This is a genomic window from Streptomyces chumphonensis, assembly GCF_014779715.1.
Taxonomy (GTDB): domain Bacteria; phylum Actinomycetota; class Actinomycetes; order Streptomycetales; family Streptomycetaceae; genus Streptomyces; species Streptomyces chumphonensis.
This window is the reverse complement of the sequence record NZ_JACXYU010000005.1, coordinates 158909-170795: the sequence shown is the minus strand read 5'-3', so window position 1 is coordinate 170795 and position 11887 is coordinate 158909. Positions and strand designations below refer to the sequence as shown.

General features: G+C 73.9%; 8 protein-coding genes. 5 read left to right on the top strand and 3 right to left on the bottom strand.

Annotated features, from left to right (window positions below; translation table 11 throughout):
• Positions 1-55: 55 nt before the first annotated feature.
• The 4 genes from IF129_RS12605 to IF129_RS12590 all read left to right on the top strand — a co-directional run bounded on the left by IF129_RS12605 (position 56) and on the right by IF129_RS12590 (position 8443).
• Positions 56-2305 carry a serine/threonine-protein kinase gene (locus IF129_RS12605; RefSeq protein ID WP_224754854.1) on the top strand — a complete coding sequence of 750 codons (2250 nt, stop codon included), beginning with the start codon at positions 56-58 and terminating at the stop codon, positions 2303-2305.
• Positions 2306-2505: 200 nt separating this feature from the next.
• Positions 2506-4863 carry a protein kinase family protein gene (locus tag IF129_RS12600; RefSeq protein WP_191209684.1) on the top strand — a complete coding sequence of 786 codons (2358 nt, stop codon included), beginning with the start codon at positions 2506-2508 and terminating at the stop codon, positions 4861-4863.
• Between the two features lie 120 nt (positions 4864-4983).
• Positions 4984-6582, top strand: a complete 1599-nt coding sequence (locus IF129_RS12595) for a succinic semialdehyde dehydrogenase (RefSeq protein WP_191209683.1) — start codon at positions 4984-4986, stop codon at positions 6580-6582.
• 31 nt (positions 6583-6613) lie between these two features.
• Positions 6614-8443 (top strand): GMC family oxidoreductase N-terminal domain-containing protein, encoded by a 1830-nt coding sequence (locus tag IF129_RS12590; protein WP_191209682.1) that lies wholly within the window; start codon positions 6614-6616, stop codon positions 8441-8443.
• Positions 8444-8555: 112 nt separating this feature from the next.
• On the opposite strand, the gene IF129_RS12585 is transcribed toward IF129_RS12590, so the two are convergent.
• Positions 8556-9650 carry an LAETG motif-containing sortase-dependent surface protein gene (locus IF129_RS12585; RefSeq protein WP_191209681.1) on the bottom strand — a complete coding sequence of 365 codons (1095 nt, stop codon included), beginning with the start codon at positions 9648-9650 and terminating at the stop codon, positions 8556-8558.
• A 310-nt stretch (positions 9651-9960) separates the two neighbouring features.
• A complete protein-coding gene (locus IF129_RS12580) occupies positions 9961-10440 on the bottom strand; it encodes a hypothetical protein (RefSeq protein WP_191209680.1) in 480 nt (159 codons plus the stop codon).
• 98 nt (positions 10441-10538) lie between these two features.
• Between IF129_RS12580 and IF129_RS12575 the strand changes: the two genes are divergently transcribed.
• Entirely contained in the window at positions 10539-10985 is a 447-nt protein-coding gene (locus IF129_RS12575) for a MerR family transcriptional regulator (protein ID WP_191209679.1), read from the top strand.
• Here the strand turns inward: IF129_RS12575 and IF129_RS12570 are convergent.
• On the bottom strand, positions 10969-11529 hold the full coding sequence (locus tag IF129_RS12570; protein ID WP_191209678.1) for a hypothetical protein: 561 nt from the start codon (positions 11527-11529) through the stop codon (positions 10969-10971). The two genes, IF129_RS12575 and IF129_RS12570, sit on opposite strands and share 17 nt — an antisense overlap.
• Positions 11530-11887 lie beyond the last annotated feature (358 nt).

Below are 11887 nucleotides of genomic sequence, written 5' to 3'. Positions count from 1 at the left end.
CGCCGCATGGGTGACAATGGGTCGACTTGCTGGGCGGGCGATCGCGAGGGGAAGTATGGGCGAGGACGACGGCAGGACGGTCAAGGCCGACGCCGCCACCGACGGCACGGACGCCGCCAAGCGCAGAGAACGCACCGGGAACACGGACGCCACCGCGCGCGGGGACGTTGCCCGGAGCGGCGAGAAGCCCGAGGTGGGCGACGAGAAGGGCGCGGACGAGGGCGAAGCCGCCGGGGACAAGCCCGTCGGCGCGTCGGAGCGCGGCGCCTCGACCGATGCCCCGTCCGGCACCTCGTCCGACGCCCGGTCCGCACGCGAGGATGACGCCGCATCCGCCTCCGGGTCCGACGCGGCGCCCGTCACCGAGGACGCACCGCCCGGCGAGGCGGACGAGGACGGGTCGGAGGACGGCGGGGCCGTCGCCAGGGGCCGGGAGACCGGACGTCTGCTCGCCGGCCGGTACCGGCTCGGCGGCGTCCAGGGCCGGGGCGGCATGGGGACGGTGTGGCGGGCGCGGGACGAGGTCCTGGGCCGCACCGTGGCGGTGAAGGAGCTGCGCTTCCCCTCCGACATCGACGAGGACGAGAAGCGCCGCCTCATCACCCGCACCCTGCGCGAGGCCAAGGCCATCGCCCGGATCCGCAGCGGCAGCGCGGTCACCGTCTTCGACGTGGTCGACGAGGACGACCGGCCGTGGATCGTCATGGAGCTGGTCGAGGGCCGTTCGCTGGCCGAGGTGATCCGCGAGGACGGGCCCGTGCCGCCGCGCCGGGCCGCCGAGATCGGGCTGGCCGTGCTCGGTGTGCTGCGCGCCGCGCACCGGGAGGGCATCGTCCACCGCGACGTCAAGCCGTCCAACGTCCTGATCGAGCAGGACACCGGACGCGTCGTCCTGACCGACTTCGGCATCGCGAAGGTGGAGGGCGACCCGTCGGTGACGTCCACCGGCATGCTCGTGGGCGCTCCGTCGTACATCTCGCCCGAGCGGGCGCGCGGCCAGCGTCCCGGCCCGCCCGCCGACATGTGGTCGCTGGGCGGGCTGATCTACGCCGCGGTGGAGGGCACCCCGCCCTACGACAAGGGCTCGGCCATCGCCACCCTGACCGCCGTCATGACCGACCCCCTGGAGCCGCCGCGCAACGCGGGCGAGTTGGAGGAGGTCATCTACGGGCTGCTCATCAAGGACCCGGTGAAGCGGCTGGACGACGCGGGCGCGCGGGTGCTGCTCCAGGCGGTGCTGGACGCCCCGGCCGACTCCGAGTTGGCGGCCTCGCACGCCGCGACCCGGACCGTCGCCATGCCCGAGCCGTCCGCCGGTACGGCGCGCCCGGAGAGCGGACCGGCGCGGCAGGACCAGCGGTCGCGGACGACGGCGGCGCCGGCCGCGCGCAGTGAACCGAAGCGGCGCCGCACGCTCGCGGCCTTCGGCTCCCTCGGCGGCGGGCGCGGCGGGCCGGGCGGTCCGGAGGGCGACGGCGCCGACGGACGGCCGTCCGGGGTCGTGGTCGCGGCCATCGCGATCGTCGTGCTCGGCGTCCTCGGCGCGGTGCTGGCCTTCACGCTGAACAGCGGCGACGGGGACGAGCAGGACCCGCCGGGCTCCAGTGACACGGCCGCTTCCGGCGGCACCGGAGAGGACGAGGGCGACGGCGCGGAGCAGCCCGGCCGGGGTGAGCAGGCCGACCAGGGCAAGGGCACGGACGGCGCCGGGGCCGAGGGCGCCGACGCGTCCGGGGCCGAGGACGGCGGGAGCGACGGCGGCGAGGACGCGCAGGGCGAGGACGGGGACGCCGGGGCCCAGGGCGGCGGTGACGGCGGCGGGGAGGACGGCGCCGACGGGACGCCGGAGGGCTACGCCACCGTCACCGACCAGAAGTTCCACTTCGCCATGGCGCTGCCCGAGGGCTGGGAGCGGGTCCGCATCGCGGGCGAGAACTCGGGCGGGGTCTACGCCGCCGAGCCGGGCGCGGCCCCCAGCGTCCAGGTCGACTACACGGGCTCGCCGGGCGAGGACGCGGTGGCCGCGTGGGAGCAGTTGGAGCGCGCCGTGAAGGGGACGTTCCCGCAGTACGAGCGCGTCGGACTCGAAGAGGTGGCGTGGCGTGACTACCCGACCGTCGCGGACTGGAGCTACGAGTACACCCGGGACGGCGAGCGGATGCGTGCGCTGAATCGCGGCTTCCGGGTGGACGGGGGCCGTGGGCACGCGATTCTGGTCACCTGTCAGGCGGACGAGTGGGACGGGAAGGAGTGCCGGACGCTGCGGGAGACGGCGTTCGACACCTTCAAGCCGGTGGACGAGTAGGGCACGGACGCCGGGGGACGGGCGCTCGGAGCGCGCGCCGTGTGCGCGGGCGCACGCTCCCCCGAGTGCGCTGGGGTTCCCCACAGCGGCCCGAGGGCACGTATCGTGAGAGTCCGAGGACCGTAAGCATCCGCAACCAGGCCGGTGCGGAAGGGTTCTGACGGTTTCGCGCTGAGTGGTCCGCCTGGTGGGGAGGCGTCGTGGACGAGTTCGCGGGTCGGCTGCTGGCCGAGCGGTACCGCCTGCCCCCACCGCCGTCGGACGACGGCTACGAGGTCCGCGAGGTCGTCGGCTTCGACACGGCCAGCGGGCAGGACGTCCTCGTCCGCCAGGTGCCGTTGCCGGAGGTCATCGACGCCGAGGTCCTCGGTGACCACGGCGGCGGGCACTGGGGTCACGGCCGGGCCACGCGGGAGCCGGCCGATCCGGCCGTGCGCCGGGCCGTCGAGGCCGCGCTCACCGCCGCCCGCATACCGGACCACCCCCGGCTGGACCAGGTGTTCGACGTCTTCGTCGAGGACGACGGGCTGTGGATCGTCGGTGAGTTGGTCGCCGGGCGCACGCTGGCCGACGTCATCGCGGACCGGCCGCTGACGCCGCACCGCGCCGCCGAGATCGCCGCCGACCTGCTGGCCGGGCTCAGCGCCGTCCACACCTACGGCTGGACGCACCGCAACATCACCGCGCACTCGGTGCTGATCTGCGACGACGGCCGCGCCCTGCTCAGCGGCCTGGCCTCGGGCGCCGCCGAGGAGGCCCTGTGCGGCTACGACCCCCTGCCGACGGACGGTCCCATGGCGCCGGACGACCGGAGGGATCCGGACGACCCTGCGGCACCGGAGAGCCCGGCGGCGCAGGGGGACGACACCCAGCAGCTACCGCCCTACGCGGAGCGGGTGGAGGCGGGCCACGGGCCCGCCGGGGCCCTGGAGCCGCAGGCCGAACCGGAACCCGAAGCGGAACCGGAGCGCCGGCCCGTCCAGTACGGCCCGTGGGGCGGGGACAAGCCGGGCCCCGCCGCACCGAAGGCGTATCTGCCGCCTCCGCCCCCGCAGTACACCTACGCCGAGCCTCCCGGCGAGCGCCCGGGCCAGCGCACGGAACAGGAAGCGGAACAGGAAGCGGAGTACGAACCGGACGTCCTCCACGCCGAGTTCGTGCTCGACGCCGACGAGGTGCCGGACGTCTGGGGCGTCCCGGTGCCGGAGGAGCCCGGCCGCTACCGGGGGCCGGCGACGGCGCTGGCGGCCGAGCGGGCCCGGCAGGCGCGGATGACGACGGTCGGCCCGGTCACCGAGCGCTGGGCGCCCGAACAGGCGGGCCCGATCTACCAGAACTGGCGGCTCGCGCCCCCGGTCGGCCCCGCCGCGGACCTGTGGGCGATCGGCGCGCTGCTGTACCGCGCGGTGCAGGGGCACGCGCCGTACCCCGAGGACAGCGTCGTGGACCTCGTCCAGATGGTGTGCGCGGAGCCGCCCGCGTTCGCCGAGGAGTGCGGCCCGCTGCGGCCGGTGATCGAGTCGCTGCTGCGGCAGGACCCGACGGAGCGCCCCCAGTTCGAGGAGCTGAGCGGCTGGCTGCGGTCCCTGATCCGGTCCGCACCGGAGCCGGACGTGGGGCGCAACGCGGTGACGGCGCACCCCTCGCTGACGGCGGGTCGCCGTGGGGACGCCCGGCGGCTGCCGATCCTGCGGCGGCGCGGGGAGCTGGTGCGGCGCCGCAGGGCGGAGAAGCGGCCGGTGCCGGTGGCCCGGCACCGGGGGCGCCGGGACCGCCGGCGGGCGAGTCCGCGCAGGCTCGGTCTGGTGCTGCTGGCGGTGGTGCTGGTGGGGCTGGCCTCGGCGGTCGCCGTGGCGGCGCTGCTCATGCCGCCCGCCGACCCCGCGGACCCGAACCGGCGCGGCTCGGTCGGCGAGGCGCCGGGGGAGTCCTCCGGCGGGTCGGGCGGCGCCGGGGAGCCGGACGCGGGCGAAGGGCGGCCGGGCGCCGACGAGGGCGACGAGCCGGGGAACGGTGCGGAGGACGACGCCGAGCAGCCGGAGGAGACGGACGAGCCGGGCACCGAGACACCGCAGTCGGGCGAGCCGGACGGCGAGCAGCCGGCCGCACCCGAGGGCTACGTCGTCCAGCGTGACCCGGCGGGGTTCCGGATCGCCGTGCCGGAGGGCTGGACACGGGGTCAGACCAGCGGCGGGCAGGTGCGTTTCAGCGGCGACGGGCTGGAGTTGATCGTCGTCCCCGGCCGGGACGGGACGGACCGGTACGGCACGGACCCGCGTGAGTACCAGCTGAGCGACGAACCGGAGCTGTCCGGGTACCGCGACTCCACGGGGTGGAAGACGGTCAGCGGCGTGCGCAGCATCACGGTGGGGGAGACGGCGATGGCGGAGGGCGAGTTCGTGTGGGAGGCGGGCGGTGAGCGTCGGCTCGCCCGGAACCGGGCGATGCTGCTGGGGTCGACGTACCACGTCGTGCAGGTGAGGGGTCCGGAGGACCGGCGGGCGGAGATCGACGCGCACTTCTCGCAGGTGGTGGACACCTACCGGGCCACCGGGTGACGGGAGCGACGGGGGAGGCGAGGGCGGCTCGCCATTCGCGCCAGTGATTGCTGGCACTTTTTCGAAAATCGGGTTACCGGCGGGTACCCAATCGTGCGGGAGCGCCGTACCCTCCCCTCTATGACGGACTCCCCGCACCGGAACCCGGTCGCCGCCGCGCCCGAGGGCGCCCGCACCGCCGCCGACGTCGTCACCCCCGATCTCGTCGCCCGGCTCACCCGGGGGCTGGGCGGAAGCGGCCGGACCGCCTGCCACACCCCCCTCACCGGGGAGAAGCTGGCCGACCTGCCGGAGTCCACCCCCGAGGAGGTGGCCGGGGCCTTCGCGCGGGCCCGCGCGGCGCAGCCGGGCTGGGCGGCCCGGCCGGTGCGCGAGCGGGCCGCCGTGCTGCTGCGCTTCCACGACCTCGTCCTGCGCCGCCAGGACGAGATCCTCGACCTCGTCCAGCTGGAGACCGGCAAGGCACGCCTGCACGCCCAGGAGGAGGTGCTGGCGGTCTGCATGGCCGCCCGGCACTACGGCCGCAGGGCACCCTCCTACCTGGCGCCCAAGCGGCACGCGGGCGCCATCCCCGTGCTGACGCGCACCCGTCAGCTGCGCCAGCCGCGCGGCGTCGTCGGCATGATCGCGCCGTGGAACTACCCGTTCGAGCTGAGCGTGGGCGACGCGCTGCCCGCCTTCGTCGCCGGGAACGCCGTCGTCATGAAGCCCGACACCGAGACGGCGCTCAGCGCCCTGTGGGCCCGCGACCTGCTCATCGAGGCCGGGCTGCCCGCCGAGGTCTGGCAGGTCGTGCTCGGCGAGGGCCCGGTCGTCGGGCCCGCCGTCGTGGACGGCGGCGACTACGTGTCGTTCACCGGCTCCACCCGCACCGGCCGGGAGGTCGCCCGGCGCGCCGCCGCCCGGCTGGTGGGCTGCTCGCTGGAGCTCGGCGGCAAGAACGCCATGATCGTCCTGCCCGACGCCGACCTCGACCAGGCGGCGGCCGGGGCCGTGCGGGCCTGCTTCTCCTCCGCCGGTCAGCTGTGCATATCCGTCGAGCGCCTGTACGTGCACGCCTCCGTGGCCGACGCGTTCCTGGAGCGCTTCGTCGCCCGCACCCGGGCGATGCGGCTCGGCGCGTCCCTGGCCTTCGGCGCGGACATGGGGTCGCTCGTCTCCGAGGCGCAGCTGCGGACGGTCTCCCGGCACGTCGACGAGGCGGACGCCAAGGGCGCCGTCGTCCTGACCGGCGGCCGGGCGCGCCCGGACGTCGGCCCGCTGTTTTACGAGCCGACGATCCTGGAGGGCGTCGAAATCCCGATGACCGTCTGCACCGAGGAGACGTTCGGCCCCGTCGTCTCCGTCTACCGCTACTCCGACCCGGACGAGGCGGTCGCCCAGGCCAACGCCACCCCGTACGGCCTGAACTCCAGTGTGTGGTCCCGCAGTTCCCGCACCGCCTGGGACATCGCGGCGCGGCTGCGCACCGGCACCGTCAACATCAACGAGGGGTACGCCGCGGCCTACGGCAGCGTCCAGGCGCCGATGGGCGGCATGGGCGACTCGGGCCTCGGACGCCGCCACGGCTCCGAGGGCCTGCTCAAGTTCACCGAGCCGCAGACCGTCGCCCAGCAGCGCCTGCTGCCGATGGCGCCGTCGCTGGGCATGGACGACGCGCAGTACGCCGCGTTCATGTCCCGCTCGCTCAAGGTGCTCAAGGCCCTGCGCTTCCGCTGAGCCGTCCCCGCTTCACGTTCGGAGGATTTCCGTGTCACAGGACGATTCCGTCCCCACCGCGCAGGACGCCGAGCAGTCTGGCGGATCCGGCGGGTACGACTACGACGTCATCGTCGTCGGCTCCGGGTTCGGTGGTTCCGTCTCCGCCCTGCGGCTGACGGAGAAGGGGTACCGGGTCGGCGTGCTGGAGGCGGGCCGCCGCTTCGATCGCGCCGATCTGCCCAGGAACTCCTGGGACGTGAAGAACTACCTGTGGGCGCCCGCGCTCGGCCTCTACGGCATCCAGCGCATCCACCTGCTCAACAACGTCATGATCCTGGCGGGCGCCGGGGTCGGCGGCGGCTCGCTCAACTACGCCAACACCCTCTACGTGCCGCCGCCCGCCTTCTTCCAGGACCGCCAGTGGGGTCACATCACCGACTGGCAGGACGAGTTGAAGCCCTACTACGACCAGGCCCGGCGCATGCTCGGCGTCCGCCTCAACCCCACCACGACGCCGTCCGACGTCCACCTCAAGGCGGCGGCCGAGCGGATGGGCTGCGGCGACACCTTCCACATGGCTCCCGTCGGCGTCTTCTTCGGCGACGGGCAGGACGCCGACGGCACGGCGAAGGCCGCCCCCGGCGCCGGCGTGCCCGACCCCTACTTCGGCGGCGCGGGCCCCGAGCGCCGGGCGTGCACCGAGTGCGGCGAGTGCATGACGGGCTGCCGGCACGGCGCGAAGAACACCCTCAACGAGAACTACCTCCACCTCGCGGAGAAGGCGGGGGCCGTCGTCCACCCCATGACGTCCGTGACCGCCGTGACGGAGGACGGCGACGGCCTCGCCGTCTCCGTCGTCCCCACCGACCGGCGGCGCAAGGGGAGGCCGCGCGTCCTGCGGGCCCGCCACGTCGTCGTCGCCGCCGGAACGTACGGCACCCAGACGCTCCTGCACCGCATGCGCGACGAGGGCCTGCTGCCGAGGCTGTCCGAACGCCTCGGCGAGCTGACCCGCACCAACTCCGAGGGGATCGTCGGCGCCCAGACGGCCCGCAGGCGCTACCGCCGGAAGTGGGGCCGGGACGCCGAGCTCGACTTCACCCGCGGCGTCGCCATCACCTCCTCGATCCACCCGAACGAGACCACGCACATCGAGCCCGTCCGCTACGGCAAGGGCTCCAACGCCATGGGGTTCATGACGACGCTCGCCGTGCGCCACCACTCCAGGCTGCCGCGGGTGCTGGGGCACCTCCTGACGTACCTGCTGCACCCCGCGCAGGGCCTGCGCTCGCTGTCGAACCACAAGTGGTCCGAGCGCGTCATCATCGGTCTCGTCATGCAGACGCTCGACAACTCCCTGACCACCTACCGCAAGGAGAAGGGCCTGGGCAAGGGGCTGCTGACGGCCAAGCAGGGCCACGGCGCACCCAACCCGCTGCACATCCCCGAGGGCGCGGAGGCGTGCCGCATCCTCGCCGACGAGATCAACGGCTTCCCCGGGACGAACGTCGGCGAGGTCACGGGGACGCCGCTGACGGCCCACTTCCTCGGCGGCTGCCCCATCGGGGCCGACGCCGACCAGGGCGTCATCGACCCCTACCACCGCCTCTACGGCCACCCCGGCATCTCCGTCGTGGACGGCTCCGCCGTCTCCGCCAACCTCGGCGTCAACCCGTCGCTGACGATCACCGCGCAGGCCGAGCGGGCCATGTCGCTGTGGCCCAACAAGGGCGAGGCCGACCCCCGTCCCGAGCAGGGCACCCCGTACGTCCGCCTCGCCCCGGTGGCGCCGAAGGCCCCGGCCGTCCCGGACTCCGCGTTCGGCGCACTGCGCCTGCCGGTCCTGCCCGTCCCGTCGGCGCCGCCGAAGGCGTCCTGATCCCGCCCGCCCCGAACGCACCCCCCACAGACGAAGGACCCGGCCTCCGCTCGGAGACCGGGTCCTTCGGCGTACGCGCGGCCCGAGGACCGCTCAGCGCCTACCGCGCGCGTCAGGCGGTGGCGTCGGCACCCTTGCGGCGGCGGACGACGAACATGGCGCCGGCGCCCAGCGCGACGGCCGCCGCGCCCGCGAGCGCGAACATCGGCAGGTTCGAGTCCGAACCGGTCTGCGCGAGCTCGCCCTCGATCTTCAGGTCGGCGTCCGGCTTGCTGTCCGGCTTGGCCGGCAGCTCCGTCTTGCCGCCCTGCGGCTTGGCGTCGTTGCCGTTCGGCTTCTTGCCGGCCGCGATGATCTCGAAGTAGTAGTCCTCGCTGACGCTGTCGGTGCAGGTCTCACCGTCGTCGTTCAGGTAGAACGCGTAGCCGAGGGCCACACCGAGCGAGGCAGGGGCCTGCTCGTCCACGCTGAGGCGCAGCTGGAGCGTGGAGGACTGCCCGGCGTCGAGCGAGCCGTTGCCGACGAAGCCGTACTGGTCCGAGGACCAGTCCGTGTCGACGTCGACCCAGGTGCCGTGGATGTTCTTCACCTGGAGGCTGATGTGCTCGCTCTCGTCACCGCCGTCCTCGGTGAAGGCCCAGGTGTAGACGTGGGCCTGGGCGAAGTCCTTCTTCTCACCGGTGTTGTTCTCGATGGTGAGGGAGAAGTCCTGCCAGCCGGCCCCGGCCGCCACCTGCTCGGGCAGACCGTTGATCGTCGAGACGAGGTCGTCGTCGGAGTCGGTGACGAGGCACTCCTCGGTGACCGGCTCCTCGGTCTCCTCCTCGTCGGTTTCCTCGTCCTCGCCCTGCTTCTCGCCCTCGGTCTCGTCCTCGGTCGAGGTCTCGTCCTCGGTGGAGGTCTCGTCCTCGGTCGTCCCCTCGGAGTCGTTCTCCCCCTCGGTCCCGTCCTCGGAGCTCTTCTTCTCGTCGGTGGTGTCCTCGGTGGTGTCCTCGTCGGTGGTCGCGCCCTCGGAGGTCTCGTTCTCGGTCTCCTCGGTGGAGGTCTCCTCCTTCGGAGCCTCCTCCTCGCCCGGCTTCGGCTCCGTCTGCTGGGTGGACTCCGTGCCCGGGTTCTCGTCCGCGTAGGCGGCGGGGGCCGCGAGGAGCGCGGCGGGGGCGATGACGGCCGTGGCGGCGGCAGCCGCGACTGCACGGCGAATACGCATGATTGACCTCTTCGTGGTCGTGTCGCAGAGTGAGGCGCTGAAGGTGGGCCGGCGCGCTGGATACAGGGTTCCGCGCGGCTTCGGCAGGTCGACAGTAAAGCGGGGATAAACGCCTTGTCAGCCGTTGTTTTCACCGGCTGGGACGCCGCCGGGCCGCCCGCCGACCGGCAAATCCGACAGTCCGGTGCAGTTGCCCTCGCTCCGCGCTTTTCCTTGTGGGGCATGTCACAGCCCGGCACCGCGCAGTCGATGCCGGACCGTGATCAACTCTCGTACAACCCTTGACCTGCGACGTTCACGCGTTTCCCCGTCACGCGGGGTGACGGGCGACGTCTGCCGGGCCCTTCGCGCCGACGCGGGTGCGCAGCCACGGGGCGAGCTGGACGAGGCCGAAGGCGACCTCCACGACGAGGAAGATCCACAGCACTCCGGTGGCGCCGTGACCGAGGGCGTACGCCTGCCAGGTGGCGAACAGCGCACGGGCGACGCCGTCGAACAGGCCGTGCAGGGGCAGCGGTCGGACGATGCGCAGCAGCGCCCAGACGACGACCACCGACCCCATGAGGTTCGCGTAGAGCGTCTGGACGGGGTCGATCGGGGGGAACCCGCCCACGCCCCACGCCTCACCCACCGAGGAGATGAGCTCGTGGATCAGCGCGTACGTCCAGGGCGTGGCGAAGCCCGCCGTGACGAGGAGGTCGTACCAGGCGCTGGCGCGGACGACGCGCAGGTAGGAGGGGGCGGTGGGGTCCTTGAGGAGGGTCTTCGGGGAGGCTTCGGGGGAAGACATGCCAGGCTCCTGACGGTCTCGGATCAGTGATGCCTGACGCTAAACAGTGGAGTACGCTCCAAGGTCAAGCCACCGAGGACCGCCACCGAGGGGGAGTCATGCGCATCGGCGAGTTGGCCGCGCGGACGGGCCTGACCAAGGACACCGTCCGCTTCTACGAGAAGACCGGCCTCGTTTCGAGCAGTCGGCTGCCGAACGGCTATCGCGACTTCCCGCCGGAGGCGGAGACCTGGTTGCACTACGTCCGGACGGCGCAGTCCCTCGGCTTCTCGCTGGCCGAGATCGCGCGGACGGGCGAGGAGTTGCGCGACGCACCGGACGAGGCCGAGGCGCTGTCCGCGCTGCTGGAGGAGAAGATCCAGCTCATCGACGCGCGCGTGGCCGAGCTGAACGCCCTGCGCGCCGAGCTCGCGACCCGCGTCGGCACCGGCTGCCCGCTGCGGGCCCGCGAGCAGCCGGACCGGACGGGGCGGGCCGGTCGGCCGGAGCCGACGGCGGCGGGCGTCCGGCCCACCGCGCGGGGGGCCGTCAGAGCAGGCCGGTGACCTGACCGAGCGCGTCGGGCAGCCGGGACTGCCCGTCGGCGCTGACGACGTCGACCAGGGCCGTCCGCTCGCCGTGGAGCGTGGGCGTGGTGAGGCGGGCGTCAGGGGCCGTCAGGCGCGGCAGACCGGAGGGCTCGGCACCGGGGTTGGTCAGCGGGAGGTCGACGGTGAGGGACGGGGCTGCGGCGTCCATCGTCTCGGAGCTCGTGCTCAGTTGCGCCGCGGTGCCGTCGAGGCCGGGCACGGGGGCCTCGGCGAACACCCCCGGGGTGTCGAGGACGGCACCGAGCGAGGGGACCACGGGGACCGAGATCCGGTCGCCCCGCATGATCTGCGGGGTCTCGGGCGGGGTGATGGGCGAGGAGGGGACGGTCGCGAAGACCGTCGGGGCCTCCAGCGGAAGCGTTTCCTCTACGGACTCCAGGGGGACGTCGACCGGCACCGGGACGTCCCGGCCATCCGCCACGGCCTCCGCCGCGGGTGCCAGTGTGGCCGCCGCACACATCGACAGCGCCGCGAACCGGCCCTGCGGGGAAATCCTCATGAGTTCTTCCGTCCTCTCCGTCGCATGTCGTCGGTGCGCCCGACGCGGTCGGCCCCCGGGGGGACGGGGACCGACCGCTGGAGGAGTGACCGGCCTGCTGTCCCCTGCCGTCCGGTCACCTGCCCGGAGCGCGGTCCCACGGCGTGCCGCCCTCTGCGGGGCGGACGCGCCTCACGCTCCGGTGGGCCGTCCCACGGGCCGCCGGACGTCCGGCGGCATCGGGGACACCTCGGACAACGAAGGGCCGACGCCCCGGGTCACGCACCGTACGGGTGACGGCAGCGGTGGGGCGAAGGCGTCCGGATCGTTCGCCTGACGTACCACCGCTTCCGACCCCCGGCCGAGCCGCACGGGGGCG